At 70.5% G+C, this 26,582-nt stretch carries 28 protein-coding genes; 10 read left to right on the forward strand and 18 right to left on the reverse strand.

The genetic code is table 11. From position 1 onward, the window contains the following. Nucleotides 1-412: 412 nt before the first annotated feature. The 8 genes from IG90_RS0105705 to IG90_RS0105740 all read right to left on the reverse strand — a co-directional run bounded on the left by IG90_RS0105705 (nucleotide 413) and on the right by IG90_RS0105740 (nucleotide 6,551). Nucleotides 413-1,798, reverse strand: a complete 1,386-nt coding sequence (locus IG90_RS0105705) for an NsdA family TPR-like regulatory protein (protein ID WP_233435915.1) — start codon at nucleotides 1,796-1,798, stop codon at nucleotides 413-415. Next, the gene (locus tag IG90_RS45155; RefSeq protein ID WP_063739472.1) at nucleotides 1,726-2,442 is read right to left on the reverse strand and encodes a DUF6302 family protein; all 717 of its coding nucleotides are present in this window, start codon (nucleotides 2,440-2,442) and stop codon (nucleotides 1,726-1,728) included. Before IG90_RS45155 ends, IG90_RS0105705 begins: the two co-directional genes overlap by 73 nt. Beyond that, nucleotides 2,439-3,335, reverse strand: coding sequence for an endonuclease/exonuclease/phosphatase family protein (locus IG90_RS0105715; RefSeq protein WP_030578500.1), 897 nt, complete (start codon nucleotides 3,333-3,335; stop codon nucleotides 2,439-2,441). Before IG90_RS0105715 ends, IG90_RS45155 begins: the two co-directional genes overlap by 4 nt. Before the next feature lie 25 nt (nucleotides 3,336-3,360). Next, the gene (locus tag IG90_RS0105720) at nucleotides 3,361-4,275 is read right to left on the reverse strand and encodes an endonuclease/exonuclease/phosphatase family protein (protein WP_233435916.1); all 915 of its coding nucleotides are present in this window, start codon (nucleotides 4,273-4,275) and stop codon (nucleotides 3,361-3,363) included. Between the two features lie 68 nt (nucleotides 4,276-4,343). Then, nucleotides 4,344-4,955, reverse strand: a complete 612-nt coding sequence (locus tag IG90_RS0105725; protein WP_051707554.1) for a DUF6624 domain-containing protein — start codon at nucleotides 4,953-4,955, stop codon at nucleotides 4,344-4,346. Then, nucleotides 4,952-5,254 carry a helix-turn-helix domain-containing protein gene (locus IG90_RS39185; protein ID WP_033893736.1) on the reverse strand — a complete coding sequence of 101 codons (303 nt, stop codon included), beginning with the start codon at nucleotides 5,252-5,254 and terminating at the stop codon, nucleotides 4,952-4,954. The genes IG90_RS0105725 and IG90_RS39185 overlap by 4 nt, the downstream gene beginning before the upstream one ends. Continuing rightward, nucleotides 5,251-5,448 (reverse strand): hypothetical protein, encoded by a 198-nt coding sequence (locus IG90_RS0105735; protein WP_030578507.1) that lies wholly within the window; start codon nucleotides 5,446-5,448, stop codon nucleotides 5,251-5,253. The genes IG90_RS39185 and IG90_RS0105735 overlap by 4 nt, the downstream gene beginning before the upstream one ends. A 134-nt stretch (nucleotides 5,449-5,582) precedes the next feature. After that, nucleotides 5,583-6,551: an aldo/keto reductase gene (locus IG90_RS0105740; RefSeq protein WP_051860007.1), complete on the reverse strand. Its 969-nt coding sequence runs from the start codon at nucleotides 6,549-6,551 to the stop codon at nucleotides 5,583-5,585. A 670-nt stretch (nucleotides 6,552-7,221) separates the two neighbouring features. Between IG90_RS0105740 and IG90_RS0105745 the strand changes: the two genes are divergently transcribed. The 10 genes from IG90_RS0105745 to IG90_RS40610 all read left to right on the forward strand — a co-directional run bounded on the left by IG90_RS0105745 (nucleotide 7,222) and on the right by IG90_RS40610 (nucleotide 17,085). Next, entirely contained in the window at nucleotides 7,222-8,538 is a 1,317-nt protein-coding gene (locus IG90_RS0105745) for an ATP-binding protein (RefSeq protein ID WP_030578520.1), read from the forward strand. Then, nucleotides 8,535-9,050, forward strand: coding sequence for a roadblock/LC7 domain-containing protein (locus tag IG90_RS0105750; RefSeq protein ID WP_030379289.1), 516 nt, complete (start codon nucleotides 8,535-8,537; stop codon nucleotides 9,048-9,050). Before IG90_RS0105745 ends, IG90_RS0105750 begins: the two co-directional genes overlap by 4 nt. Next, complete coding sequence (locus IG90_RS0105755; protein WP_030578522.1) at nucleotides 9,047-9,427, forward strand: DUF742 domain-containing protein; 381 nt, start codon at nucleotides 9,047-9,049, stop codon at nucleotides 9,425-9,427. Before IG90_RS0105750 ends, IG90_RS0105755 begins: the two co-directional genes overlap by 4 nt. Next, nucleotides 9,405-10,016, forward strand: coding sequence for a GTP-binding protein (locus IG90_RS0105760; RefSeq protein WP_030379291.1), 612 nt, complete (start codon nucleotides 9,405-9,407; stop codon nucleotides 10,014-10,016). The genes IG90_RS0105755 and IG90_RS0105760 overlap by 23 nt, the downstream gene beginning before the upstream one ends. After that, complete coding sequence (locus IG90_RS0105765; RefSeq protein ID WP_051860009.1) at nucleotides 10,013-11,302, forward strand: cytochrome P450 family protein; 1,290 nt, start codon at nucleotides 10,013-10,015, stop codon at nucleotides 11,300-11,302. The genes IG90_RS0105760 and IG90_RS0105765 overlap by 4 nt, the downstream gene beginning before the upstream one ends. A gap of 127 nt (nucleotides 11,303-11,429) precedes the next feature. After that, nucleotides 11,430-12,536, forward strand: a complete 1,107-nt coding sequence (locus tag IG90_RS0105770; RefSeq protein ID WP_030578526.1) for a polyprenyl synthetase family protein — start codon at nucleotides 11,430-11,432, stop codon at nucleotides 12,534-12,536. Beyond that, nucleotides 12,533-14,146, forward strand: coding sequence for a hypothetical protein (locus IG90_RS43325; RefSeq protein WP_051860010.1), 1,614 nt, complete (start codon nucleotides 12,533-12,535; stop codon nucleotides 14,144-14,146). Before IG90_RS0105770 ends, IG90_RS43325 begins: the two co-directional genes overlap by 4 nt. Continuing rightward, nucleotides 14,143-15,504, forward strand: coding sequence for a cytochrome P450 (locus tag IG90_RS0105780; protein ID WP_030578530.1), 1,362 nt, complete (start codon nucleotides 14,143-14,145; stop codon nucleotides 15,502-15,504). The genes IG90_RS43325 and IG90_RS0105780 overlap by 4 nt, the downstream gene beginning before the upstream one ends. Beyond that, nucleotides 15,501-16,466, forward strand: coding sequence for a terpene synthase family protein (locus tag IG90_RS0105785; RefSeq protein WP_030578532.1), 966 nt, complete (start codon nucleotides 15,501-15,503; stop codon nucleotides 16,464-16,466). The genes IG90_RS0105780 and IG90_RS0105785 overlap by 4 nt, the downstream gene beginning before the upstream one ends. A gap of 40 nt (nucleotides 16,467-16,506) precedes the next feature. Then, nucleotides 16,507-17,085 (forward strand): helix-turn-helix domain-containing protein, encoded by a 579-nt coding sequence (locus IG90_RS40610; protein ID WP_051707559.1) that lies wholly within the window; start codon nucleotides 16,507-16,509, stop codon nucleotides 17,083-17,085. Here the strand turns inward: IG90_RS40610 and IG90_RS0105795 are convergent. The 10 genes from IG90_RS0105795 to IG90_RS0105840 all read right to left on the reverse strand — a co-directional run bounded on the left by IG90_RS0105795 (nucleotide 17,045) and on the right by IG90_RS0105840 (nucleotide 26,514). Then, nucleotides 17,045-17,527, reverse strand: a complete 483-nt coding sequence (locus IG90_RS0105795; protein WP_030578535.1) for a PPC domain-containing DNA-binding protein — start codon at nucleotides 17,525-17,527, stop codon at nucleotides 17,045-17,047. The genes IG90_RS40610 and IG90_RS0105795 overlap by 41 nt on opposite strands. Continuing rightward, a complete protein-coding gene (locus tag IG90_RS0105800; protein ID WP_030578540.1) occupies nucleotides 17,527-18,552 on the reverse strand; it encodes an asparaginase in 1,026 nt (341 codons plus the stop codon). The genes IG90_RS0105795 and IG90_RS0105800 overlap by 1 nt, the downstream gene beginning before the upstream one ends. Before the next feature lie 65 nt (nucleotides 18,553-18,617). Next, nucleotides 18,618-20,156: a hypothetical protein gene (locus IG90_RS0105805; protein ID WP_078585205.1), complete on the reverse strand. Its 1,539-nt coding sequence runs from the start codon at nucleotides 20,154-20,156 to the stop codon at nucleotides 18,618-18,620. Then, nucleotides 20,153-21,139, reverse strand: a complete 987-nt coding sequence (locus IG90_RS40615; RefSeq protein WP_051860011.1) for a helix-turn-helix transcriptional regulator — start codon at nucleotides 21,137-21,139, stop codon at nucleotides 20,153-20,155. Before IG90_RS40615 ends, IG90_RS0105805 begins: the two co-directional genes overlap by 4 nt. A 131-nt stretch (nucleotides 21,140-21,270) precedes the next feature. Next, nucleotides 21,271-22,461 (reverse strand): class I SAM-dependent methyltransferase, encoded by a 1,191-nt coding sequence (locus IG90_RS0105815; RefSeq protein ID WP_030578543.1) that lies wholly within the window; start codon nucleotides 22,459-22,461, stop codon nucleotides 21,271-21,273. Beyond that, nucleotides 22,458-24,329, reverse strand: coding sequence for a glycoside hydrolase family 15 protein (locus tag IG90_RS0105820; RefSeq protein ID WP_063738089.1), 1,872 nt, complete (start codon nucleotides 24,327-24,329; stop codon nucleotides 22,458-22,460). The genes IG90_RS0105815 and IG90_RS0105820 overlap by 4 nt, the downstream gene beginning before the upstream one ends. Next, complete coding sequence (locus IG90_RS0105825) at nucleotides 24,326-24,526, reverse strand: DUF5999 family protein (RefSeq protein ID WP_030379304.1); 201 nt, start codon at nucleotides 24,524-24,526, stop codon at nucleotides 24,326-24,328. The genes IG90_RS0105820 and IG90_RS0105825 overlap by 4 nt, the downstream gene beginning before the upstream one ends. Nucleotides 24,527-24,540: 14 nt before the next feature. Continuing rightward, nucleotides 24,541-25,491, reverse strand: coding sequence for an SAM-dependent methyltransferase (locus IG90_RS0105830; protein ID WP_051860012.1), 951 nt, complete (start codon nucleotides 25,489-25,491; stop codon nucleotides 24,541-24,543). Further along, a complete protein-coding gene (locus IG90_RS44220; RefSeq protein WP_030379306.1) occupies nucleotides 25,478-25,894 on the reverse strand; it encodes a DUF6302 family protein in 417 nt (138 codons plus the stop codon). Before IG90_RS44220 ends, IG90_RS0105830 begins: the two co-directional genes overlap by 14 nt. Continuing rightward, entirely contained in the window at nucleotides 25,891-26,514 is a 624-nt protein-coding gene (locus IG90_RS0105840) for a hypothetical protein (RefSeq protein WP_209443548.1), read from the reverse strand. Before IG90_RS0105840 ends, IG90_RS44220 begins: the two co-directional genes overlap by 4 nt. Between the last annotated feature and the right edge of the window lie 68 nt (nucleotides 26,515-26,582).

Raw genomic sequence — 26,582 nt, forward strand, 5'->3', positions numbered from 1 at the left:
CGACCTCCACGACCGCAGTCTCTTCCGGGGGCTGACCGGTCCGTCGGTCTCTCGGTCGCCACTGGGTGGAAGCCCTCCTACCTCACGGACTACCGGCTACCCGGTCTCCGGGGCGCGCAACAGCTCTTCAAGCCGGAGTGAGTCTGACAGAGTAGAAACATGGCGACTCTCGACCGCCCGACCCGTCTGGGCTTCGCAAGCATCCCGGCCCTCGGCGTAGCCCTTCTCACTATCGCCTGCTGCGCGTTGCTCAACGCCCAGCCGTCGCCGTGGGCTTGGCTGGCGGGTACGGGTGGTGGCGCCTGGGGGTACTGGTACTCCAGCCGTTGGGCGACATCTGCAGGTCGGTAGGAGACGGCATCCGTCTCCCGCTTGTGGATGACCAGGGTGCACTGCGGCGTCAGCGTGGCGCTCAGAAGTCGCGCAACGGCTCGCCCGCGTTCAAGCGGTCCAGGCGCTCGGAGAGCCGTCGGCTCATCAGGTGCTGCGACGCCTGGGAGGCCCGTCTCGCCGCCGCTGTGTGCTCGGCGGCGTCACCGCGCAGCCGGGCCAGCTGGGCCTCCGTGATCAGGAGTTCCACCGTGTCGCGCGTCCGGTCCGACGGAAGGGCCGATGCCTCCTTCAACGCCTGAGCGCCATGTTCGGCCAGACCGGCGACGGCGAACGCCCACGCCGCCTGCCCTTCCAGCTCGCGCAGGTCGAACCACTCAAGCCAGGCTGGGCTGACACTGCTCTGGGCGCGGTCGAAGAACTCGCGGGCCCGCTTCACCGCTGCCACAACCTGGTCCGCCTGACCGTTCAGCGCCCACGCCCGGGCCTCGGTCACGTACGCGTAGGCCCTGACCAAAGAAGGGGCTCCCTGGGCCGCCAGCACAGCGCTACGCGCGTGTGCGAGCACATCCGCCTGGCCTCCCTGCGTCGCCGCCAACCGGGCCTGGTGGATGTGGACCCGGGTGATGCGGGCGCGGTCGCCGATCGCCTGGGCCAGCCGCATCGCCTGAAGGTCGTAACGCTGGGCGAGACCGGGAAGCTGGTCGTCATAGGCCATCGAGGCCATCGCGAGGACGGCGTCCACCACGCTGCCGTACAGCCTGCGCCCGGTCCGGGCGGAGAAGCTCCCGTTCAACATCGGCGTGGCGTGTGTGTCCATCATCGACGCGAACGCGCCGCGGAACTTGCCCCCGCCGTGCTGGGAGTCGAGCTTGCCGAACAGCCGTGTCTGCTCGTCAAGGAGGTCGATGTCCGCCGCGCTCACCTTGTGCTGCCCGTGACCACCGATTACGGCGTCGGCCGGCATGACGAGTGCCTCCCTCGAGGCGGGGCCGAAGACGCTTGGTGAGAATGCGCTCTTGACGACGTTGCGCCGGCGCATGGCGTCCAGGGCCCACAGCTTCGAGAGCATCAGCACAGCGTGAGGGACGTCCAGGTACTCCAGCGACTGCGCCGCGACCAGGCCGGTGTCGGACGGCCAGCCAAGACTCTCTGGCGTCACTACCCGGTGCAGGGCCTTGGACAGCACGTGGCACGCGGCGGCCGCGAGGTCGGCGCTGGGGGTTGCGCCCTTGCACCATCGCGAGACGGTGCTCGTGACCACCGTGTAGGGCAGGTGGACGGCCTCGCACCGAGCGGCGATCCGGCGGGCGAAGCCGCTGATGGACCAGTCCAGCGTCTCCAGATGCTTGAGTAAGACCTCGTTGCGCTCCGCCTTCGCGGAGCCCGGCTTCGTCATCGCGCCGCCCATCGTCGTGAGGTCAGTGGAGAGGGCGAAGTGGTGCCAACCGGGAGAGTTGGCGCCCACGTCGAGAGAGGAGGGGAGATAGAGGCGGGGCCGGTGGCGTGCACCTTGGCCGCCGAGACGAGCAGGGTGATCAGAACGCCCAGCAGAAGCACGGTGAGGCAGCCGCCGAGATCGCGGAGCGTCGACTTCAGCGGATCCCGGTCCCAGGACCGCTCGTCGTCCTGGTGCGGGGCGTGCCCCACCTGGGCCGCCGGGCGGTCGGGGATCGAGCGGCGGACGAAGGCGTCGATGGCCGACGGCGCGTACCCGAAGTGCCTGCCCCGCTCGGCATCATCCCTGGGCTGGCGCGGCCCCCAGTTGACGGTGTGGCAGGTGTCTCGATGGGCCGACAGGCCAAGTCGGACCCGCGGGAATCCGGGCCGGCCCCGCAGAGCCGCCCAGACGCGCACGGCATCGGCCACAGTGCCCACCGACACGTAGCCGCCACGGCGGCTGCCGCCAGCGGGCACCGCAAGGAGTACGGCGCCGTCCACCTTCACACCAACCGCGCCGTCAAGGAGGTCCGGGTCGGCGAGGCGTTCCCAGAACCAGGCGTAGTCCTCAGCGCACTCCTCGGGTGAGGGGCGGCAGAGCGGAGCGGCGATGGGCGCCAGCGGGAAGCGGGGCATGGAAGGCGCGGGCCTCGCATCGTAGAAATCGGTCACGCCGCCCGGGTAAGCGGGTAGTTGAGGATCTCGGTGAGGGTGTCCCGGTCCAGGCGCACCACGACCGTGTGGTGGTCGGAGAGGCCCTTCATGTCGACGACCTCGACCTCGCGGACGGCGGGCAAGAGCTGCTTGCTGGCGTACATCCGGTCGATGCGCGCGTCCGGGCCGTGGGTGTCGCAGACGTCGACCGTGGGCGCGACCGCGCTGGTGTCACCCGTGGTCGCCACGAGGTGGCGGGCGACGTCCTGGAGGCCGGCGGCGCGCAGGGTGTCGTCCGGCCGGTCGTCCATCCAGCGAACGCCGTCCGCCCCGAGGTAGGAGCGATGCGCCCGGTGGGGCTCATCCTGGATCTCCTCCAGGACGGGCAGGGCCGGGTCTCCCGGGGTTCCGACGACGGGGTAGCTGTTGTTGTCGCCGCCGAGCAGCGCGGGGTAGTGGACGTAGCGGTCGCCGTCCTTCACCCACTTGTCGTTCCACTTGGTCAGCCACTCGGCCTCCGCCAGGCGCGACGTGGGGGAGCAGTAGTTGAGGTGGTAGGAGCCCACGATCAGCGGGGCGGCGTTGGGGGTCGTTCCGGCGAGCTGGAAGCTGCACACGGTCGGTGGGAGTGCCCACACGGGGCCGGTTTTCGGGTACTCGTCGACCGAGGTGAAGAGTTTCGGGTCGTGGTAGACGGCGGTGCAGCACTCGCGGCCGATGAAACCGGGCATGCCCAGCACGGCTTCGGCCGCGTCCGCGAGCTCGTTGCCGTTGTCCTGTGCGTTCCACATCTCCTGCCGCAGGAGCAGATGCAGGTTGAGCGAGGCCAGGCGGTCGTGCATGCGCTGCCACAGGTCGCGGTCGCCACCGCCGTTGTTCTCGAAGTTGCAGATCGCTGCGTTGATGAGCACGAAGGTCCCCCCAGAGGTTGAGGTGTCAGCGGGTGGGCGTGAGGGCTCGACGAAGGACGTCGAGGTCGAATCGCGCGAGGAGCAGGGCGTGGTCGGAGACCGCTCGGACGTCGTCGGTCGCCAGGACCTCGAAGGCGGTCAGGGCCGGCACGAGGTCGGGGGTGCAGTACATGCGGTCGATGCGTTGGGCGGGCCCTTGGTCGGTGCGCTTCAGGCTCGCCGTAGCCGCGAGGGCGCCGGGCTGGCCGAGGACCGTGGCGGCGTGCAGGCCGAGGTCGGTGAAGACCGGGTTGCCGCCGGAGAGGATCTCGTCCGGTCGGGTGTCGGAGACACGTCGGTCGGCGCGCTCGATGGTCCGGTGCTGGTAGTGCACGCGGTCCTCGACCCTGTCCCAGTCCGGGAGCGCCACGGATTCCAGGTCCGTGCGGTGCGGGTAGCTGTTCGCGTCCATCCCCACCAGGGCACTGCGGGCGCTGTCGGCGAGGGTGGTGAGCCGCCGTGCCTCGGTCGCGCGCAGGTCCGGGTCGAAGTGGCACAGGTGTGCCGAGGCGAAGTCGATCGGCTTCGGGCAGCCCTTGAGGCGGACGCGCGGATTGCAGATCGGCTTCCACGGCATGTCGTGTTCGAAGTCGCCGTCGACGAAGAACACGTTGGGGTCGACCATCACGCCGACCGGGTTGCGGCTGCGTCCTTCCTGCGGGGCGGACATGAACGGCGTGAGGCCGCCGAGCCGGTTGGCCTCGGCGTACAGGTCCGCCTTCCCGCGATCCCAAGCGCCGGTCAGCTCCTGGCGCAGCACCACGTGCGGCTTGATGGAGGCGAGGATGTCGCGGGCCAGCTCGCGGTGGTCCTCCCCTCCGTGTCGGCCGCGACCGTTGTGCTCGATGTTCCAGCACACGACGCGGATTTCGTTGTCGAAGGTGGGCTGTGCAAGGGACAAGGGGGCCATCTCCTTGGACGGGTGGCGGCACGCAGGACCGGTTCGGGTGGATTGGGGTCGTGGCGCGGTCACGCCGCGCGTGTGTCGGGTGCAGGAGTGGGTTCAACCGCGGCGGGGGCAGATAAGGAGGCGATCGGCCCGTGTCGCTCGCGCAGACGGCGGGCCTGGTCGGTGTACGGCGGCAGGCCCGCGCCGGCTCGGCGGGTGTCGAACTGTTCGGGATCGGCGATCGGGTGCGGTTCAAGGAGCCCGTCGGGGCGGTACCAGTGCTGGGTTCCGTACAGCTGGGCTTGGCCAGCGTTGACCAGGCAGCGATCGTGCAGGTGAGCGAGTTGGGCGCTGGTGGCGTCACCGGCTTCCACGGCTCTCTGGAGCAGACCGAGCAGCGTCCGCTGAAGCGCCGGGTTGTGGTCGCTGTGCACCGCGATGTCCACGGCGGCCTGGCAGGCGTCCGTCCCCACGGTGCTGCGGCCCGGCCACTGCCCGAGCCGTTCGACGATCCGCTTCAGCCCGGCGGCATTGTCGTGCTGGGTCTGGGCCAGGGCCGCGAGCGCGTGTGGTGACATGCCGAGGCGTTCGGCGCCGGGCGTGCGCCAGTGTTCCTTAGCCCGTTGCGCGCGGGCCAGCAGGTCCTCCGCGAGAGCGGGGTAGCCCGGTTCGGGCCGGTGGGGCTCGTTCACGAGCTCGCCTGCTCTTCCGTGCCGGCGGTGCGGCGTCCGCGTTTGGTGGCCCTGGCCTCGCTCAGGAGGGAGTGGATGGCTCCATAGGATCGGTTCGTGGCCTCGCAGATCTCCCGGATAGTGATCGTGCGGCCCGGGGTGCGGTAGGCGGCCACAACCTTCTTCGCGAACTCCGCTCGCGCGTCGCCAGTGAGCTTTTTGCCTGTCTCGATGAAAGGCAGATCGAGGCGTCCGGGGGGAGGGATCGTCTCCGGGCTCCGTGCCGTCACGGCGGCCGTGGGCGTTCTCGGTGAGGTCACAGGACGTTCTCCTCACGCGCGAGAGCAAGCCCCGCTCTCAGGGTTCGGATGTTCTCGAGCATCGCCTCGTACTCCCTATCGGCATCGCTGATATCGACCCGGGAGGCGGCGAGGATGCCGTGGGTCTCCCGGCGCCGGGCCGCGGCGAGCAGCCTGGCGAGTTGGTGTTGTGTGACCGGATCAGTCGGCCCCATGAGGTGGAAAGTGCGGACAGGCCAGGGAGAGTGCCGCGGTCTCAAGAGACCGCCGGACGCTATCGGCACTGAGCGCTGACTCCGAGGCTGCCGCGAAAGAACTGGGCCAGGAGTCGTCCCGTTTCTGACGGCCGCTAGGGCGCTGCCGTCGTCGAGGCGGCATGCCGGGCGAACTCGGCGTGCAGAGTCGAATACGCTCGCTCCGCGACGGCGTAGTCGTCGTCACTCACCTCAACATTGAGACCCTCGAAGTTCTTGTGCACTTGTTCTGGGCTGGAGGCCCCGGCCAGCACGATGGAGTCAGGGCAGCGCCTGAGGCAGTAGTGCAGGGCAATCCGCGCGAGAGCCTGCGGGTCCCTCCCGAAGCGAGTGCGGAGCGCCTCCAGGCCGCGGTTGACGATCTCGAGGTCCGCCGGGGTGTACCGGGAGCGAACGTCGCCGGTGGAGAAGGCCGCGTCGGGACCGTACTTCCCTGTGAGCAGTCCGTGCAGGAGCGGTTCGTGGATCATGGTGGCGGCACCGTGTCGGCGCGCGAACGAGAAGACGCTCTCCCCACTACGAGCTTCGGCCGCGGCAGCGTAATCGGTCTGCGGTTCGAGCGGATTGACGGCGGTGCTGAGGACCTGCGGGTTGAGCTGCTCGAAGAGGAAGTCGTAGCGCAGCTGGCTTCCCCAGTGGCCGACGCCCGGATCGGAAGTGGCTGAGCTTGCTGGCAGGATGCCAGGCACGCGCATCCCGATTGCCGCGACGTCGCCGGAATCGCGCAGGGCCTGCAGGGTGTCCCGCGCTTCTTCGAGGTAGCGGTCGCCCGGCCCGAAGTCGGCGTGGGCGAGGACCAGCACATCGAGCTGCCTTACGCCCAGGTTCTCCTGGGTCTGCTCCACCTGGCGGAAGAGGTTGAGGGAACTGTAGGCGTGCTGGCCAGTCCCCTTGTAGGTGCCGACGGTGCACGTGATGCTCACGCTTGAGCGCGGCACTTGGGCGAGCATCTTGCCGAGCAACCTCTGCGAGTGGCCCAGCCCGTAGACGTCCGAGGTGTCGTACACGGTCGCCCCCAGGGCATGCGCGCGGAGCAGGGCGTCGACCGCGCTGCTGTCGGCCACCTGGGCCCATCCGACCGGACGGCCTTCGTTGGTCGCCGGACCACCGATGGGCCGGCAGCCGACCCCCAGGGGATGTTCGTCCCTTCCGGCAATCAGGCGCCGGGGGGAGAGGTATGAAGCGGTCACGAAGGCTCGCTCTCTTCGCGGGGATCAGGGCGCCGCTTCGGCCTGCTGAGGCGGGCGCGGGCGCGTCGGCGCGAAAGAAGTTGGTGGGCGGCGGCGGTGCTGCCAGCCAGCCGCCACTCACCGTGGCATTCGTCCGGTACCCGCGTCCAGGAGACCGGTGTGTCACCCCGATGGTCACTTTTCCAGCGGCCAGCCCTCAATGGATCCGGGATTTGTAAGGGTTGTGCCATTTTCGCCGCTCGGGTTTGTGGGGCGGGGCAGGAAAAGTGACCACCGAGGTGACACACCCGCGCCCTGGCGGAACCCTCCAGGAGCGCGGCAGGGTGTTGATCAGTTCCAAACCGGCCCTGTCCTGTGGGGTGGGGCCGGACTTGGTACTGACGACTGCACCACCCCTCACGTCCCTCAGGCGAGGGCCCGGGAGCACTCGACCACTCGCCTGTCACCATCCGCCACTTCCCCGGATGCCGGGCATCCCCCAGGGTGACCCTGACATCACCCAACGGTGTCCGGGGAAGCGGCCTCGATACCCGAGGACCTGACCGTGACTGCGATACACGAAGTGGCCATCGCGGCCTTGAGCGGCACAACCGTCGGCGGCGTCACTGCCGCCGTGGCCCTCATGGCGCGATCACGCCGGGCCCTCTCTCGCAGTCACGCCGAGGGCCGAGCGGCCGCTGAGGCCGAGGAGCTGCGGAGGAACGAGGCGCTGCAGCACCTCGTGAATGTGCGGCTGCCCAGCCAGGCTCTGCATCTGCGCAGCCCCCACTACCCCGTTCCTGGCCTGATGGACACCAGCCTCTTCGGCACCGAGTTCGCGGCTCTCCTCGACTCCCTCCAGGAGATGTTCGCGAGGGCGGTTCTCGAAGAGCGGCAGCGTGTGGATGCGGCCGCACGCGCCGCACTGCGAGGCGCCTGCATGGAGATCCAGGCGAAGTCGTACCAGCTGCAGACCGATCTCGACACGCTGCAGCAGACATGCGAGGACGACGAGACCCTCCAGAACTACTTCCGTCTCGACCACGTCAACGAGCAGCTGGTACGCCTGGTGCAGAAGGCGGCCATCGTCACCGGCTCCTGGCCCGGCCTCGTCCGCCCGGACACGCATCTGCCCGACCTCGTCACGGGGGCGACTTCCCGTCTGCACGGCTTCGAGCGCATCCACCTCCACTCCAAGCTGCGCACCGACACCATCGGCGTTGTCGGACGCGCTGCGGAGCCGATCGCGGTGGCTTGCACGGAGCTGCTGGCGAACGCCTTGGAGTCGTCACGGGCGGACCTCTCGGTGGAGGTCACCCTCCTGCAGACCGACAACGGGGCGGTGTGCATCCAGATCGACGACGCCGGCAAGGGCATGACTACCGAGGAAGCCAGTCGCGCGGCGCAACTGCTCGCCGGCAGGCAGCAGGTTCTGCTGACCGAGCTCGGTGATCCTCCCGCCCTCGGCTTCGCGGCCATCGGCCAGCTGGTCGCTGACCACGGATTCCAGGTCACCGTCGATCAGGCGTCCCCCTACTCGGGGGTCCGCGCGATCATCACCATTCCCCCGGCTCTGGTCACCTCGATCGACCCTCACACGGCCCCCCTATCCGCCATGTCCCCTCTGCCGGCCCCTGCTCCCCGCGCACCACGCAGAGCGATCACCTCCGACGACCCCGGGGCCGCCAGCTCGGACAGCGGGGCTTTGCCCCAGCGGCACCGCCGCGGCCGCAGGGTGCCCGGTTTGGAGGAGCGCGCCGTACCCGGAGGTCGTCCCCCCGAGCCGGAGCAGGCCCGCAACACCTGGGACGCGTTCGAACAGGGGATAGCCGCTGGACGAGCCGGAACCCCTTCTGACATCCGAAATGAGGACCGAACATGAGCAGCTCCACCCTCGCCGCGCAGATCGCCGATCCGTCCTGGGTCCTGGACCCGATCACCACGATCAGCGGTGTCCACATCGCACTGATCATCTCCTCTGACGGAATCGTCGTGGGGGTGTCCGAAGGCACCGCCAAGGGCACGGCCGACCGGGCCAAGAGGGACATGGACGACCGTGCCAAGAGGGACATGGTCGACCGGGTCTCCGCGGCGATCTCGTCCCTCCACGGAGCGAGCCGTGCCGCGGCGGTGGAGGCCCTCGGCGCTCACGAGAAGACGCCCATCTCGACCATCACCGTGCAGCTGGACGTCGACCCCACGTCGCAGGACGGCGTGAGCGCCGGCACCCTCATGGTCATGCCGGTGGGTGGAGGGACGAACGCCTACCTGGCCGCCGCGTTCGGCCCGGCGACGCCGATGGGCATCATCGCACAGACCATGGCCACGCGGGCGAAGAAGCTCGGTGAGAAGGTCATGAGCGTGTCGTCGCGGAACGACGGCCCCGCCTCATGAGCCAAGGCCAGGGACGCAGGCTCGTCCCGAGCTACCTGGCGCCCGGAGGCAGCAGCGCCCCCACCCGCAACTCACTGCAGGCGCTCACCGTACTTATCGCTACCGGCCTTCCGGCTAAGCCCCACCACACCCCGGCACAGCAGCGGCTGCTCGACCTGACCGCCAAGGGGTCGCTGACCGTCGCAGAATCCGCCGGTTACCTGCGACTGCCGATGGGGGTCTGCAAGATGCTCGCCTCCCAGCTCGTCGACGACGGCGACCTGATGGCACGAACGCCTCTCTCCGGGATTCCCGACGGCATTCGGACACCCGGGGCCGGGCGGCCCCCCAAGTCTCTCCTGGAAAGGGTCCGCGATGGTCTCCTCACCGCCCTCTAGCAGCCCGCCGTCACCGGTGTACCTGCCCGACGGGGATTTCGACCTGGTGAAGATCCTCATCGTCGGGCCGTTCGGGATTGGCAAGACCACGGCCATCGAGACGGTGTCCGAGATCCGCAGCCTGCACACGGAAGAGCCGATGACACAGGCCGCGGCCTCGGTCGACGACCTGGTCGTCGACGGCAAGAACACCACCACGGTCGCCCTCGACTTCGGCCGCCTCACGCTGCCCGGCGCCCGCATCGTCCTGTACCTGTTCGGGACGCCCGGGCAGGAGCGGTTCCGGGTCATCTGGGAGGACATCGCCCAGGGAGCCCTCGGCGCCCTGGTCCTCGTCGACACCCGGAGACTGGGCGCCTCCTTCGAGGTGATGGACCTCGTCGAGGAGGCCGGACTGGACTACGTCGTCGCACTGAACCAGTTCCCCGACACCCCCGAGCACGAACTCGACCTCGTGCGCAAAAGGCTCGACCTGGAAGAGCACACCCCCCTGGTCACCTGCGACGCGCGGGACCGCACGTCGGTACTGAACGCCCTCAGAACACTGGCCGACCACCTCGTATCCCGCGCCGGAGCCGATCTTTCATGACGTCCGCCCCCCAGTTCTCCGCCGTGCCGCTCTACACCGCCGAGCACGCCGCCGACCCCCAGCGCAGCTTCGCCCGCCTGCGGGAGCAGGGCCCCGTAGGACTCGCCGAGATCGACGCCGGCGTCCTCGTCTGGGTGATCACCGACTACCGGGCCGCCCTGGACCTCTTCCACGACCAGACCGGCCTGTGGACCAAGGACACCCGCGGATGGATGCAGCACGTCCCGGCCGACAGTCCGGTCATGCCGATGCTCCAGTGGCGCCCCAGCCTGTTCTTCGCCGACGGGCAGGAACACGCACACCTGCGCCGGGTCATCACGGACAGCTTCGCGCTCCTCGACCCCCGGCACGTGCGGGACACGACGCTACGGCACGCCGACACACTCCTGGCCGAGTTCTCCCACGCCGGCCGCGCCGACCTCGTCAACCAGTACGCCCGGCGGCTCCCCCTGATGGTGCTCAACTCCCTCTTCGGGATGCCCGACGCTGCCGCGGCCCAGCTCATCGGTGCGGTCGAAGCGATGACGAGCACAGATCTCACCCGCAAGGCCCAAGGCGAGCAGTCCCTCGGCGCCTACCTCAGCGCGCTCTACCAGACGAAGGCCGACCAGCGAGGCAACGACCTCACCTCGTGGTTCATCGACCACCCCAACGGCCTATCCCCGGAAGAAGTGACCAACCAGGTCCTGATCACCCAGGGCGCCGCCTGGGAAACGCTGGCCGGTCTCATCGCCAACACCGCCGCCCGCATACTCTCCGACGACCGCTACCGCGGCACCCTCACGACCGGCAGTCTGCCCATCCCGCACGCCATCGACGACGTCCTGTGGAACGACCCGCCCCTGGCCATGTACAGCCTCCACCGGCCGAATCGTTCCGTGCACTTCCACGGACGTGACATCGAGCAGGGCCAACCGGTCTTCGTCTCCTACGCCGCGATCAACACCTGCCCCTACACCGGACAGACCAGTGAGGGATTCCGCTCCGACCGCAAGGCGCACCTGGCGTTCGCCGCCGGCCCGCACGAGTGCCCCGCGCAGTCCATCGCCCTCGTCGTCGCGATCGCCGCGATCGAGCGGCTCACCGCCACCCTGCCGGACATCGAACTCGCCGTACCGGCCGAGCAGCTGGCGCACCGGCCCGACCCCATCTACCGCGTCCTGACGGCACTTCCCTGCCGCTTCACCCCGCTCACACCGGCACCGAGCACCCCGCCTCGCCCGGCTAGTACCGAGCCGCGACGGCCCGCCGCCGGGCGGCTGCCGGCCTCCGCCCGGCCGCGCTGAACCTCGCCTTTCCCGCACCACGCAGCAAGGAGTGCTGCCGCGCCACGGGTAAGTCCGGCCCGGCGACGCCGACCCGCCCCCTCACAGCCGCCCATCTCGGTCCGCTCTGAAGAAGAAGGAGGCCCCCATGACGGTCCTCGACCAGACGGGGAAACGCCGACCGGTGACATCCGCCACCGCCCTGCCGGATCTGCCCGCCGTACGGGACGAAGTCGACGCGATCCTCGCCGACTTCCTCGTCAAGAGGGCCCAGGCCGCGCCTGGACCGGAGATGACTCCGCTGTTCACGACGCTGAGCAGTCTCCTGGACGGCGGCAAGCGCCTGCGGGCACACATGTGCGTCACAGGCTGGTACGCCGGTGAGGGGCGCGGCGACCGGGACCGGATTCTGCGTATGGCCGCGTCCCTAGAACTCTTCCATGCCTTCGCTCTGATCCACGACGATGTGATGGACAGCAGCGTCCTGCGTCGCGGCCGCCCCACGGCGCACCGCGCGCTCGCCACGGCGTACGTCGCCGACGGGCACCCGCCCCGCCGGGCCACGGCTCACGGCCTGGCCGCCGGCCTCCTGCTCGGCGACCTCGTCCTGACGCTGTCGGACGACCTCATCCGCACCGGCCCTGGCGCGGAGGCGACGTGGCAGATCCAGCCCCTGCTGGAGACCATGCGCAGCCAGCTCGTGTACGGCCAGTACCTCGACCTGATGGCGACCGGCCGCCCCTCCGACGACGTCGAGGCCGCGCTGCGGATCGTGCGCTACAAGACCGCCTCCTACACCGTGGAATGGCCGCTGCGCATCGGCGCGGCTCTCGCCGGCGCCGGACCCGATGTGCACAGCGCCTGCAGCGAGTTCGCCATCCCGCTGGGGGAGGCCTTCCAACTGCGCGACGACCTCCTCGGCGTCTTCGGCGATCCGTCCAAGACCGGCAAGCCGGTCGGTGACGACATACGGGAGGGCAAGGCCACCGTGCTGATGGCGCTCGCCCTGCAATCGGCTTCCGCCGCCGGCAGGCGGCTGCTGCGCACGGCGGTCGGCAACCCGGACCTGTCGGACGAGGACTTCGGGCGCGTACGTGACGTCATCGAGCACTCCGGCGCTCGCCGGCAGGTCGAGACGATGATCACGGCCCGACGCCATGCGGCCTTGACCGTACTCGACCGGGCCCCGTTTCCCTTCCCCGCCGCCGAGGCCCTGAGGGAGATCGCCGGCATAGCCACGGTGCGGCAGTCGTGACCGGCACCCGGGCCAGCACCGCTGTCATACCGCAGGCGCTTCGGCGGTTCGACTCCCAGGCCGTCCGCCTGATGGCGGACATCGACGCCGACCCGTGGGGCAGCGTCCGCGCGTCGGTGTACGAGACGGCGCGCGTCATCTCCCTGGCACCGGAGCTCGACGGGCACGGTACCCGGCTCGGATGGCTGCTGGACCAGCAGCTGCGGGATGGCACCTGGGGCGAAGGGCCGGCGCGGTACCGGCTGCTTCCGACGCTCAGCGCTGTCGAAGCCCTGCTCGCCACCATCGTCCGGGACGAGACCCCCGCCGTCTCGACCCGAGGCCGGCTCGCGTCGGCTGCGGCCGACGGCGTCGCCGCGCTGCGCGCCCTGCCGGCCGACGGGCCGTGGCCGGACACCGCAGCCATCGAAGTCCTCGTCCCCAGCCTCGTCGCCCGCATCAACGACCTCCTGGACCGGCCCGGGTTCGGCACGCTGCCCCGCCTCGGGCCGGTGTCGCGCGGGGCGCGCCTGAGCGTGCCGCCCGGATTCCGGCCCGATCGGCACGAGGAGATCGCGCAGCGGTGCCGCGCCGGTGTCCCGGGCAAGCTCCACCACACCTTCGAGGGCGTCGCTCGGCATCTGCCCGGCGGCGTGGTGCCCGTGCCGGACGGCCTGCTCGGTAGCTCGCCCGCGGCCACGGCCGCATGGCTCGCCTCTCAGCCGGACCGTGCGCAGGGAGAGCAGGCGAGGGCGGCCCTGTCGGCTGCGGCCCGCCGTTATGGCGGGCTCCTGCCGGAGGCCGCACCGGTCCGTGTCTTCGAGCGGCTGTGGGTCGCCGCCGCCCTCGCCCGCCCCGGCCTGCCGCCCGCGTGCCGCGCCGCGGCCGAGGGCTGGGCACACGACATCTACGACCCGGCCGGGGTCCGCGGTGCCCCGGGTCTCCTGCCCGACGCCGACGACACCTCGATGGCCGTGCTGGTGGCCGCCGTCACCGGCACAGCCTGTGACCCGGCCCCGCTCGCCGCGTTCTGGGCCGACACCCACTACCGGTGCTACATCGGCGAGGACACCGGATCCGTCACGGCGAACGCCCACGCCCTCCAGGCCCTGACAGCCCACCTCCGTCTGCGGCCGGCCGCGCGCCCGGTCCACCGCCCGCGCATGGACCTCGTGCGCGACTGGCTGGTGGATCAACAGACCGACGGCGCCTGGACGGACAAGTGGCACGCCTCCCCGTACTACGCCACCGAGCGGTGTGTTCGAGCCCTCCTCGGCCACCCCGGACCGGGCACCCGCCGAGCCATCCAGACGGCCGTCGACCGGGTCCTGGCCAGCCAGCACGACGACGGAACCTGGGGCGTCTGGGGCGGCACGGCGGAGGAGACCGCGTACGCGGTGCAGATCCTCCTCGCCGATCCCGCCGCCGCCACCCGGCCCGGGTGGCGCACAGCGCTCCAGCGCGCCGAGAACGCCCTCGACGACCGTGGCAGCCGAGACCGGCCCCCGGCGCTGTGGCACGACAAGACGCTCTACGCCCCCACCGCGATGATCCAGGCCGAGATCCTTGCCGCCCGCGAACTGCTGACTCGGCACGGCCCCGGACGGCACACGGAAGGAGTGGCCTCGTGACGGCCGACCACCGGCTCGCGCCGATCGCTCCGGGCAGGCGCCCGCTCATCGGACACGCGCTGCCGCTCCTTCGCGACCGGCTGGGCTTCCTCCAGCAACTGCGCGCCCACGGCCCCATCGTGCGGATCATGCTCGGTCCGAAGTCCGTGACCGTGGTGAACTCGCCCGAGTTGATCCACCAGATGCTCACCGCCCAGTCCGGTCACTTCACCAAGGGGCTGCTCTTCGAGAAGCTGAGGCTCTTCGGCAAGGACGCCCTTCCCGTCGCCGAAGGCCCCGGGCATTTCGCGCGCCGCCGGCTGATGCAGCCCGCCTTCCACCGCGAGCGGGTCACCGGCTACGTCCGGACCATGCGCGACACCACCGCCTTCGCCATCGGAGCCTGGAGCGAAGGCGGCGAACTCGACCTGAAGACCGAGATGCAGCTGATGGCCCAGAACATCGTCATGCGCGCCGCGTTCTCCGCCGCCCCCGCACCTCACACCGCCCGAGCGATCCTCACAAGCGTGGACACCCTCTTCAAGGCGGCCCTCCGGCGCGCCCTCGTGCCGCTGCCCCTGCTCGACCGGCTGCCCACCCGCCACAACCGCAGGCTCGCCCGCGCCAGCAGCACCCTGCACCACGCGGTGGCCGGCATCATCACCGACCACCTCACACGCCCCGACGACTACGACGACGTCGTCTCGATGCTCCTGGACGCCCGGGACGAGACCGGCGCCCCGCTCCCGGACGACGAGATCCTGTCCGAAGTCACCGGCCTGCTCGCCGCCGGATCTGAGACGACGGCCGTCGTAATGGCCTGGCTCTTCCACGAGATCGGCCGCCACTCCGATCTCGAGGCACGACTCCACACCGAAGTCGACACCGTCCTGGCCGGACAGGAACTCACCGCCGACCACCTGCCCCGGCTGACGTTCACCCGCGCCCTCGTCCAGGAGACCCTCCGCCTGTACAGCCCCGGCTGGCTGGTGACCCGGCAGGCCACCGCCGCGGTCCGGCTCGGCGACTTCACCCTGCCCGCCGGCACCGACGTCGTCTGGAGCCCCTACACCCTGCACCGCGACCCCGGCCTCTACCCGGACCCGCTGCGGTTCGACCCCGACCGCTGGCTGCCGGACCGGCCCCAGCCGCCGAAGAACGCCTTCATCCCGTTCGGCGCCGGCAAGCGCCAGTGCCTCGGTGACGCGTTCGCCTGGACCGAGATGACGGTCATCACGGCCCTCATCGCCTCCCGCTGGCGGCTGCGACCGGCCCCCGGGATCCGGCCCGTGCCAGTCGGCGCGATCACGGTCCACCCGTCCGTCCTGCGGATGAGAACTGAAGCCCGCCAGAGCGGCACCGCCCGGGTGGCGGCGTGAACAGCGGCCCCGGCATCGCGCCCGTCCCCCTCACCCTGCCCGATCTCGGTGCCGCCTTCCCCGGCCCGTTCCCGACCAGCCCCCACGCTGTCACCGCGGACAGACACCTCCGACGCTGGGCCGCCGAACGAAACCTCCCCGTGCCGGCCGACGAGCTCCGCACCCTGTGCGGCATCACCAGCCAGGGCATCGTCCGCGCGCTGCCCACCGCCGATCTCGACAGCCTTCTGCTCGCCGCCGAGCTCTTCCTGTGGCTCGTGGCCTTCGACGACACCCACGGCGAGACGACCGCCGCGGCCGACCCCGCCGCCCTGACCGGCCACGTCGACGAGCTGACCGGCGTCCTGGCCGACAACGCCCCAACGTCACCGCCAGGACCGTTCACGACAGCGCTGCTCGACCTCCTCGACCGCATCCGGGACAGGGCCACGCCCAGCCAGTACCTCACCCTCACCGGACACCTGCACGGAAACCTCCGCGGGCTCCTCTGGGAGGCCCACTACCTGAACGACCCCAGCCGCGTCCCGCTGCACACCTACCGCACGATGCGGCCCCTCACCGTCTTCGCCCGCACCCTCACCGCCATCACACCGATCGCCCTCTCCTACGAACTGCCCGACCGGCACGGCGCTGCGCACCTGGTGGACCGGTCGGAGTTCGCGGTCGCATGTCTGGCCGGGTGGGTCAACGACCTCGCCTCCTACTCGCGGGAGGCGAGCCGGAGCCCCGTGCCGCCGCTGAGCCTGCCGACACTGCTGATGCGCGAGCACCGCCTGCAGCTTCCCGAGGCGCTCAGGGCCGCCGCCCGGTTGTGTGACGAGCAGGCCGTGCTCGCCCGCGCTCTCATCGACGAGCTGTCCGCCACCGGCTCCTTGCCGCTCACGCACCACGCCCAGGCCCTGAAGCACATCGTCCACGCGTTCATCTGGCACATCGACCACGACCGGTACACCACCCCGTGACCTGAGCCGGGCACTCACCACACCACCGAAAGCACCTCCCATGCCTGCGAAGATCCGCACCGCACAAGAACTCACCCAACTCACCCCCGCCGAGAAACGGGCCGCCGGACAACTGGTCGCCGGAGCATCAAACGCCAAGGGTGCCCAGGCCCTGGGCATCAGCACCACGACGTTCACCGGCCACATCGTCGCCATCGGCAAGAAGTACGGCATCACCAGCCGGAGCGGCCGGCCCGCCCGCGCCCACGCCGTACTGGCCAGCGGACAGGTACCTCCGCCGCCGGCCCCCGAGCGCATCCCCGACTTCACCGAGCGGGACCTGCGGCTGCTGCGCGCGCTTGCCGAGCACCCGGAGACCCACGACATCGCCCGGGCGGTCGAGATCGCCCCAGCCGATGTCCGCCCGATGATCGCCGACCTCGTCGACAAGGCCGGGGCCGCCAACGACACGCACCTGATCGGCCTCGGCCACGCCTGGGGGCTCCTCAACACCGGCCCCGCCCAGGTGGCAGGCACCACGCCGTTCCACGCCGTATACCGGACTCTGCATGCGAGCCGGTCGCCGCGGGGCGCGACGCCTACGACGGCGGGACGGTCCCCGGCGACGGTTCGAAGGTGAGCGTCGGGACGCTGTGCGGCCCGCACTCGGGCCGCAGCATCGACGGCGCGATGACCTCCTGCAACGCCATCTCCTGGATGAACTGGACCTCCGCCCACAGCAGATGGGACACGCTGCCGGCGGCCTCGAGGTCTTTGCGTCCGACCGCGACGTGGAGGTGCGGGGCCAGGGAGTTGGTATCCGGGCTCCAGGCGAGGGTCCCGGCGCCGACGGCCTCCACCGTCTCCAGGACCGTCTTGTCCCACACGGGCGCTTCCGGGTCCTGCAGCGGGCCAGCGGCCCCCACCAGGTGCACCCGCCGGAATCCGCCGAGGAACATCGGGATGATCGCCTGCCGGATCCCCTGCTCCGCGCAGAAGCCGGTGAGCTCCTTGACGAAGTCGTCGCCGTCGTCGAAGGCCAGCGCGAAGGAGCGCCCCAGGGTCAGTTCGGTGGCTCGCATCAGCCTCGTCCCTCCGCGGTCGTTCCGGCGGGAGCGAACGTCGCGCGGATCGTGTCGTTGTCGGCGCCGCTGCGCAGCAGCACTGTCAGGAGGTGGCGGGCTTTGTACGGGTCGAGGTGTCCTGCGCCGATGAGACCGCGGGAGAGCAGGTCCTTCTCCGATCCGTCGAACCCGTACGCGCGCGTGAGGGTGGTGCCGGCTCCGGTGCGGGAGGCGAGGACGACCGGGATCCGCTGGGCCGCCTTCGCGAGGATGGGAACCCAGGCCTCGGGGACGTGGCCGACTCCGAAGCCGGCGATGACCATGCCGTCGACCTGGTGCAGCAGCACCTCCAGTAGAGCGCCGTCGTCGCCGAGGGTGGCGGGGTACAGGGCGACGCGAGCTGGTCTGTCGAGGGGCGGGGCGAGGGGGCGGGGCTTGTGTGCGGGGACGGCGAGCAGGCGGAGGGCGCCTTCCGCGACGACGCCGAGGGCCCCGGTGTCGGGGGCGGTGAACGCGCTGGTGCTGGTGCTGTGTGCCTTGCGGACACGCGCGGGGTCGAAGACCTGGTCGTTGAAGACCACGAGAACGCCCAGGCCGCGGGCGTGGGGGCTGGCCGCGACGGTGACGGCGGCGAGCAGGTTGGCGGGCCCGTCGGCGCCGGCCTGGTGCGGGGCGCGCATGGCTCCGGTGACGACGAGTGGGGCCTGCTCCGCGTACAGCAGGCTCAGCAGGTAGGCGGTCTCCTCCAGGGTGTCGGTTCCCTGGGTCACGACGATGCCGTCGACGGCGCCTTCGCCGGCCATCGCCCGGAGCCGGTTCGCGAGGCGGTCGATGTCATCCAGCGTCAGCGAGGCGCCGGGCTTGCCCGCGAAGGACAGCGTCTGGATGTCGACGTCCGAACCGTCCATCTGGGGTACCGCGGCGAGCAGGTCCTCCGCGCTCAGGGTGGGGCGAGCCGCTCCATCACGGTCGGAGGGCATCATGGCGATGGTGCCACCGAGGCCGACCACGACAACGGTGGGACGGGTGCGGTCCTTCGTCAACGTTGATTCCTCAGATCACCTTGGGAGCGGAGCGGGTTGAGCCTATCGACCTCCACCGCGGCTGCCTACAGCGCGCCGAGGAAGCGCAGAGTCTGGTCGAGGGCCATGAGCGTGAGATGACGACTGCGGGGCCGCAGCATGCCAGTGATCCCGCTCTCACCGAGCGCGCGACACCGGACAACCAGCCATGTCCAGTCCAGCTCGAGGTACTCGGCCAGCGCCTGCAGCCGGGCGGCAGGGGTGGGCCCGTCGACGATGCTGTGTGCCTGGGCGTGCGCAATCGCTTCCCGGTAGGGGGCGACGTCCTGGACGGCGCTCGTGGTGGCGACACGCCACACGGAGTCCTCGCGTACCCAGTTGGCCAGGATGGCCCGGTCCTGGGCCAGGACGAACCCCTCGGTCTGGGCGTAGGCCGGGTCGCTGGTGATCCACACCGTGATCCGGTGCATCTCCATCATCGCGACGGTGAGGAGCAGCAGGATCCGCTCAGACGGCTCGGTGCTGTCAACGGCCTGCTGCGGGACGCAGAAGGCACGCCCCAGAGGGCTGGCTGCGCCGGCGAAGCGGCTGGCCACGGCCTGGAGGTACTCGTGTTTGTGCCGGAACAGGAGCCAGGGAGCGCACTCGTCGCCGGTGGCTTCCCGGGTCCAGAACACGGGGACGGCAGGCAGTTCGTCGAGACGCCGGGTGATGTATTGCGCGCACAGGCTGGAGCCGAGCCACGCGGCGCCAACCGGTGAGAGTTCCGGCATGTCCGATCTCGGCGGTGCCGAGTCACCGGTCTTGACGTAGTAGCCGAGCTCCTCTGCCCGGTCGGTCAACGGCAGGTCGTCGGCGAGCATGCCGTCGTCCAGGACGTACAGCGCCCGCGCGAGCGAGAAGGTGAGATCGTCCAGCTGGTAGGCGGCAGGGATGCGAGGAACCTGGCCGGTGGTGAGCTGACGGCGGGCGTGCGCGGCGTCCAGCAGATACAGGCCTGTCCCGCCCGCGGCGCCGAGGGAGGCGAGGACCACCCCACGGCGCGACGATCGGACGTAGGACTGCAGGTGCGGCAGGTCGGCTTCCTTGAGCTCGACCTGATCGCCGTCGGGCGCGGCCTCGTACAGCTGCAAGCCGATGGCCGTCCCGTCGAAGTGCCGGCCGCCGGAGAGCTCCCAGGTCCCGATGACGCCGGTGTTCGGCTCGCCCGGCACGTATCGGGAGGTGTTCCAGGTGTAGTCCAGGGCCCGCGTGGCGGCGGTGAGGGTGCTCGGGTCAAGCGGGCTGGGACGCACGATCTCCCGGTGGGGTACGGGCCGGGCCAGCTCGGCAGCGCTCTTGCCGAAGTACCACTCCAGGATCACCGCCGTGTCGCCCTTGGTGACGTGGGCGCCGGAGAGCCATCGCTGGTAGCTGGAACGCGATACGCGGACTTGGGCGAGCTTCGGGAGTCCTAAGCCCTGTGCTGCCTCGCTCGCCATGCGTCCCCACAGAACCTGAAACCGGGCCCACGTAGTGCAGTTCAACCCGGGGGTGGTCTCCAGGAGATGCTGCAGCAGGGTACGTGGTTGCGGCTGCGGCATTCCGGACTCCTTGACGGCCACGGAGTTGTTGAGGTGGGTCATGATGCCTCCGTGCCCGACATCGCGATCGGGCGGCTCTGGGCAGCGGTGAGCTGTGTCCAGGCCAGGGCGACGAGGTGTGCGTTGCTTCTGGCTCCGGCCACCTGCCGAAGCTGCGCGAGGTGGTCCTCCTGGGAGTCGCGCAGGTGCATCGGCACGCTGGCCGGGTGGGAGAGCTCTGCGACGGCTCGGATGAGGGCCAGGTCGTCGGAGGTGAAGTCGGGCGCGGCCATGGCGGTCTGCGGCCGTGGGAGATGTCCGCCGGCCAGGAGGGCGGCAGCTCGGCCAGCCGGGGTGGTTCCGCCGGCCCGGTAGCCGATCCCCTTCAGGTGCTCGCGCACGGTCGTCACGGACACCTTCAGTTCGGCGGCGATCTCCTGATTGGTATTCCCGGCGAGCAGGAGCCGGCCGGTGCGCAGCTGCGTCGGTGTGAGCGGCCGGGGGTTCAAAGGGAGCGCTGCTGTGTCCGGCGCCGGGGCCAGACGCCTCGCCGGTGAGATGGGGCGATTCACCGGGCGCAGCACGGGAAGGGAGGGGGCGGTCTCGGCAGCGATCAGGGCCTCGCGCAGCCGGGTCGCGGAGGTGGTGTCGGCCCCCGGGGTGACGACCCAGTGGACGTCCTTGCCTCCCGTGACCTCGCGCGGCGGTATGCCGATGACGGTGCCCCGGCGCAGGACCCGGACCCCGGGCGCCCAGCGGCCCGGCTCGGCTTCCCCGAGCGGCAGGAGGACCCACCAAACGCGGGTGACGTCGTTGGCCAGGACCGGCCCCGAACCGCTGCCGAGGCGCCGGAGGACGGGCATGGCGATGTCGGCCGGCATGCGGACGGCGTCGAAGTACCTCCCGCACGGGACCGGGACGGTCCGGGACCGAGGAAGCCACGACCACTCCGGGTCGCCCTCGTTGGCCCACGTCCAGACGCCGTCGGCCGAGTCCGCCGGAACACGACCCGTACCGCGAGCGGGCTGCGTGGGTGACGCGGTCATGGGGACCTGCCTTTCTTCATGGGTGTCGATCAAGTGCGGGGGCCCCGCGTGGGAAGGTGACGCTTCCGCTCCGCGGAACGATCAGCAGGGCTGCTCGGGGTCTGGCGCGCGCCCCGCGGCGGGAAGGGGCTTCACGGCCCAGACGGTCCGGACGGTTGGAGGACGATCCCCGCCCGCCGGTTGAGCCGGAACATGTCCCGCACATGCCAGCCGTCATTGCCGAGGGACGAGATCTCCTCCTCGGTCATTGCGCACTCGTACGGAGGGAGCTCCCCGTCGTGCTGATCGGCGACGTCCGTGAGGATGTAGAGCCGGCCTCGCGGGGCCAGCCACCGCTGCACGTTCGGCAGCAGCCGGGATCGGTCGAAGAACGAGAAGGAGAGCCGACAGGAAACGATGTCGACGCTGCCCGGAAGTAGCAGGCCGGACGTCGCGTTGTTGTCGATGTCCCACAGCTCGTAGCGTGCGCGGCTCACTGCAGCGCAGGCCTGCTCCAGGGCGACCTGGGAGAAGTCCAAGCCGATCGCGTCCAGGCCCCAGGCCGCGAGCTGCCGTGTCCACTTCCCGGTGCCGCAGCCAAGATCGACCGCACTCATACCGCGGACCAGGGACAACCTGCTGTGGGCGGCCCGGCGTTCACCGTCGCCGATGAGCCGGGGTGCCACCCGCCCGGAGGCATAGAGGTGATTCCAGACCTCGGCCGTCAAGGGCGGTACGGCCGTCCTGGTCATGCTGATCTCCTGAGTCTGCTGGGGGAGCGCGGCGTACGGGCCGGATACAGCGATCGCGCAGACTGCACCGAGAAGGACGTCGTTTCCTGGGATTGCCCGCTCGCCGGAAGTCTGGGTCTGTGGCCTTCCGTCATCGGGAGTGTGGTTGGTGCCGCCAGGTGCCGCCGTGGCATTGGTCGCCGCGTGAGGCGACTGCTCTTCGGTAGCGAGGGGGTACGAGGCCGGTGCGATCGTTCCAGCGGGTGTGGCGGCGGCTTCGCCGGCGGTGATCACGACGACCAGCACCAGGCCGCCGATGACGGCTCCGACCCATAAGAGGGACAGGAGCGGCTCACGGTCCGAGGCAAGGCGCCGCCGAGCCCGAGGCCGGCGCTCGTACACCCACGCGGCGATGCCGACGGGCAGACGGAGTGTGGCGAGGTAGACGCCCGTGTGGAGGGCGTGCCGCAGCCACCGCACCATCTTCACCGGCGGTCGGACGGGGACGGCCGACCCGGCCGCTGCCCGGCACGGCACGAGGACTTCCGCCGACAGCCGACGGGCGGGGACGGCGTCGTACGGCGCGTACGTCGGGGGGTTCAGGGCCTTCACTGGACGGCCACCTCCGCCGAGGCCTGCTCTACTGCGGTGGGTGCGGCCGCCAGAGCCAGGAGCGCTGCGGTGTGCGAGAAGGCCTGCGGGAAGTTCCCGAGCTGCTGCTCGGCATGCGGGTCCCACTCCTCGGAGAGGAGTCCGACGTCGTTGCGGGCATGGAGCAGCGCGGCGGTGAGACTTTCAGCCTCGTCGGTTCGCCCGATGCGCCGGAGGCAGACGGTCTGCCAGCCCAGCCCGATCAGGAAGGTGCCCTCGTGTCCGGTCAGGCCGTCGACGCCCGGCCCGTCGTCGCTGGTGCGGTAGCGCAGCAGGTAGCCGCCCTTGATGGACAGATCCCGCTGGACCGCTTCGATGGTGCCGATGGCCCGCTTGTCGTCGGCGGGCAGGAAACCGGAGAGCAGGGCGTGCAGGACGGCGGCGTCCAGCTCGGTGGAGCCGTAGTACTGGGTGAAGGTGTTGCGCTGCGGGTCGTAGCCCTTCTCGCAGACATCCTGGTGGATCTCGTCGCGCAGCGCGCGCCAGTGCTCCAGCGGCCCGTCCATGTGGCCGGCCTCGGTGAACCGGACGGCCCGGTCGAGGGCTGCCCAGGCCATGACCTTGGAGTGGACGAAGTGACGGCGCGGTCCGCGGACCTCCCAGATCCCCTCGTCCGGCTCCCGCCACAGCGTCTCCACGCACCGGACGAGCCCGGTGATGAGCGGTGCCACCGCCGGCGCCAGGTCCGGATAGTGCTGCTGCGCCTTGTACAGGGCGCAGACGACCTCGCCGAACACGTCGAGTTGGAGCTGCCCCGCCGCACCGTTGCCGATCCGGACAGGACGGGAACCGGCGTGTCCGGGCAGCCAGCCGAGCTCCTCCTCGGTCAGGTCCCTCTCGCCACCGACCCCGTACATGATCTGCAGGTTGTCGAAGTCGTCACCGATGACGGTGGTGAGCCAGCCGATCCAGTCCTGCACCTCCTGCCGGTAGCCGAACTCGGCAAGGACTTCGGCGGCGAATGCGGAGTCGCGCAGCCAGCAGTACACGTAGGACCAGTTCCGGGTGCCGCCGATCTCCTCGGGCAGCGAGACGCTGGGGGCGGCCACCATGGCGCCGGTCGGCTCGTAGGTGAGCGCCTTGAGCACGATCAGCGAACGGATGACCTCGTCGCGGCGGGCGCCGGTGTGGGTGCAGCGCGAGGCCCAGGTGGTCCAGAAGTCCTTGGTCTGCCGCAGCAGGGCGGCGGGCGCGGGCAGCGGCGGCGGGGTGGTCTGGTCCGGCTGCCACGACAGAGTGAACGCCACCTGCTCGCCCTCGGACACGGCGAACTCGGAGAGCAGGTCATCGCCGCGCGCGCCGAGGTGGACGTCCGCGTCGAGCCACAACCTGCCTTCGTCCAGGCTGGCGCTCACCCGGCGCCCCCCGAAGACGAGTTGCGGCGTCGTGCGTCCGTAGCCCGTCCGCGCCCGCAGAACAGAGCGCACGGCGACGCAGCCGCTGACGCCTTGGACGATACGGACCAGCTGCGCCGCGTCGCCGGTGGTGGGCATGAAGTCGAGCACCTTGACGGTGCCAGCCTCGGTGATCCAGACGGACTCGAGGATGAGGGTGTCATCGAGGTAGCGCCGCCGGTCCGCCACGGGCGCAGCGCCGTCCGGGCCGATGGGGCCAATGCGCCACAGCCCGTGCTCCTCGGTCCCCAGGATGCTGGTGAAGTGCGCCTTGGAGTCGAAGCGCGGCAGGCCCATCCACGAGATGCTGCCGTCCCGGTCGACCAGCGCGCCGGTGCGCATGTTGCCGAGGTAAGCATGGTCCTCGATCCGGCCCGCACGGCGTCTCGTCAGGGGGGTCTCGGCGGGCTTGCGGGGGGAGGGGACGAGGCTCACGCGGCCACCGCCTTGGCGGGCATGGCGCGGTGCGGGGCGACGACCTGCCCGTCAGGGAGGAGCTCACCGGTGTCCTCGAAGAGCAGGACGCCGTTGCACAGCAGGCTCCAGCCCTGTTCGGGGTGGTGCGCCCGCAGGCGCGCGGCCTCGCGGTCAGCGGCCTCGGCGCCGGGGCAGCGCGGCTCGTCGATACACATGACAGTTCCTTGGGTTACGGGGTAGTGGTGATGGCGGCGTAGGCGTGGGAGTAGTCACCCGGGGGCAAGCGGTGGCTCTTCTCCGTCGAGGGGCCGATGCCGGGCGGAAGTTTCTGGTCCCGGCGCCACAGGCCGGTCGGCAGGATGCCGGGCGGGAGAATGGTCCACGCTCCGAGCAGCGACTGGATCTGCTGCAGCGTCCTCGGCCGGTAGAGGATGCCCGCGTCCGCGTAGTGGCCGACGAGCGCCGCCATCATCCCGGGAGCCACGTCGGTGGTCGCGTGGGTCACCGAGATGGCGCTGCCAGCTGGCAGTTGCTCGCGCAGCGCCTGCATCATCTCGGCAGCGTCGGCGTCGTCCATCCACGGCAGCAGGTCGTGCGCGAGGGCGGCGACAGGCCGGTCGAAGTCGAGAACCTGGCAGGCGTCCGACGTGAGCACGTTGGTCACGTCCCGGGCGTCGGCGTGCAGGTGCCGGGTGCCGGGCTCTTCGGCCAGGCTGACGTTGGCGTGACCCGCTACGCGGGGATCGTTGTCCACGTAGACGACCCGGGGCTTGTCGTGGAATGCACGCGCGACGTCGTAGGTGTGGGCCGGCCAGGGGAATCGGCTCTCCCGGGACTGCGGCGTGGACGGCAGGCCGTACGAGGGCAGACCGCATCCCAGCTCGATGAACTGCCCGATCCGCAGGTCGCGCGCGAGGACGGTTACGGCACGGGGCCGGAACTCGCCGCTGATCTGCACCATGGCCCGCAGTGGCGGGGCGACGGCCAGGAGCCGCTGGGTGAACTCCCGGTCGACCTCGTAGTTGTCGGTCCCGCCCATGAGGTAGTCGGTGACCCGGGCGATGGCGGGGCGCTGGGTCCAGTCGTCATTGCCGTACGGGCCAGCGGGCCCCCCGGGCAGCGGGCGGCACAGCCTCAGGTGCGGGGAACCGGCCTCGTGGTCGGAATCATGCGGGGGCATCGGGCATCTCCTGTACGTACGGGAAGCGGGAGAGGAAGGCGTTGATCGCCGTCTCGCTGTAGCCGTAGAACCGGCCGCGCGCCCTGTCGCCCTCTTGCGGAGGTTCGGCGCCCCAGATGACGTTGTGGCACACCTCGAGATCGCGGGACCAGCGGATCCGTGTCCCGGGAAAGCCCGGCTGGCGCCTGATGCGGAGCCAGACCTGCAGGGTGGTGCTCCAGGTCGCGGCCGGGTAGTAGCCGCCCCGGCGCCGACCGCCGACCGGAACGAGAAGCAAAGGGGAGCCCCATGTCTGGACGGCGATTCCCTCATCGGCCAGGGCGGGATTGTCCAGGATTGAACGGAACTCCTGGTAGTCACTGGCCCGCGCTGCGGGAAGAAGGCGCACAAGCACGCTGCTCATCCCTCTTCCTGGTTGCAGGGGACAGCGTTGAGGTAGAGCTCCGGATCGGAAAGATCGACCGGGGTCATGCCACGAAGGCGCCGCACCAGATGCCGGGCGAGCATGAAGCGCGGATCAACGATGCTCTCGGGTTGCTCCTCCTCGCCGAACGGGTCCAGCTCGCACACCGCTCCCTTGAAGACCTCGATCCCACCGGCAGGCGACGGACGGTAGACGGTGCCCTCGACGGCGACGAGCTCCGCCTTACGGACGAAGAAGGCCCCGTACCCGAAACGGCGCATCCGCTTGCAGTCGCGAGCGGCGTACGGCGCGTGGAAGGCGCACACCGGGGGCTCGGTCGTTCTGATCTCCGGCCATCGCGGGTGGACGGGATCCTGGGCCGTGCCGGTGGCCTTGGGCACGAGCCACAGCACGCCAGTCGCGGTTCTGGTCGCCGGGCCCATCCCGACCTGGCACAGCAGCCGGTGCGGACTCTGCATCGCGAGGCGCTGTTTGACTGGGTTGACGTCAGCGTAGAGGTAACGGCCGGTTTCCGGGCCGATGACCTGTGGCCACAGAAAGCCTTCGGGGTCGCGGTCTGCCGGGCCGGCACCGTCGTAGGTGAGGCCGTCCCGGCTCATACGGAGCCTGGGGGCGTGGATCCGCTGGTCGGACCGCATCACGATCCCGGGCTCCGGCCGAGGTCGGG

Origin of the sequence: Streptomyces anulatus (assembly GCF_000721175.1) — a bacterium.
Lineage (GTDB): Bacteria > Actinomycetota > Actinomycetes > Streptomycetales > Streptomycetaceae > Streptomyces > Streptomyces anulatus_C.

Bases quoted from the DNA above. Each gene is read 5' to 3' on its own strand.
- IG90_RS0105735 (WP_030578507.1), bottom strand. From the start codon at position 5,448: ATGGGGCCGACTGATCCGGTCACACAACACCAACTCGCCAGGCTGCTC.
- IG90_RS0105750 (WP_030379289.1), top strand. From the start codon at position 8,535: ATGAGCAGCTCCACCCTCGCCGCGCAGATCGCCGATCCGTCCTGGGTC.
- IG90_RS0105755 (WP_030578522.1), top strand. From the start codon at position 9,047: ATGAGCCAAGGCCAGGGACGCAGGCTCGTCCCGAGCTACCTGGCGCCC.
- IG90_RS0105760 (WP_030379291.1), top strand. From the start codon at position 9,405: ATGGTCTCCTCACCGCCCTCTAGCAGCCCGCCGTCACCGGTGTACCTG.
- IG90_RS0105765 (WP_051860009.1), top strand. From the start codon at position 10,013: ATGACGTCCGCCCCCCAGTTCTCCGCCGTGCCGCTCTACACCGCCGAG.
- IG90_RS0105770 (WP_030578526.1), top strand. From the start codon at position 11,430: ATGACGGTCCTCGACCAGACGGGGAAACGCCGACCGGTGACATCCGCC.
- IG90_RS40610 (WP_051707559.1), top strand. From the start codon at position 16,507: ATGCCTGCGAAGATCCGCACCGCACAAGAACTCACCCAACTCACCCCC.
- IG90_RS0105795 (WP_030578535.1), bottom strand. From the start codon at position 17,527: ATGCGAGCCACCGAACTGACCCTGGGGCGCTCCTTCGCGCTGGCCTTC.
- IG90_RS0105805 (WP_078585205.1), bottom strand. From the start codon at position 20,156: ATGACCCACCTCAACAACTCCGTGGCCGTCAAGGAGTCCGGAATGCCG.
- IG90_RS40615 (WP_051860011.1), bottom strand. From the start codon at position 21,139: ATGACCGCGTCACCCACGCAGCCCGCTCGCGGTACGGGTCGTGTTCCG.
- IG90_RS0105825 (WP_030379304.1), bottom strand. From the start codon at position 24,526: ATGTGTATCGACGAGCCGCGCTGCCCCGGCGCCGAGGCCGCTGACCGC.
- IG90_RS0105830 (WP_051860012.1), bottom strand. From the start codon at position 25,491: ATGCCCCCGCATGATTCCGACCACGAGGCCGGTTCCCCGCACCTGAGG.
- IG90_RS44220 (WP_030379306.1), bottom strand. From the start codon at position 25,894: ATGAGCAGCGTGCTTGTGCGCCTTCTTCCCGCAGCGCGGGCCAGTGAC.
- IG90_RS0105840 (WP_209443548.1), bottom strand. From the start codon at position 26,514: ATGAGCCGGGACGGCCTCACCTACGACGGTGCCGGCCCGGCAGACCGC.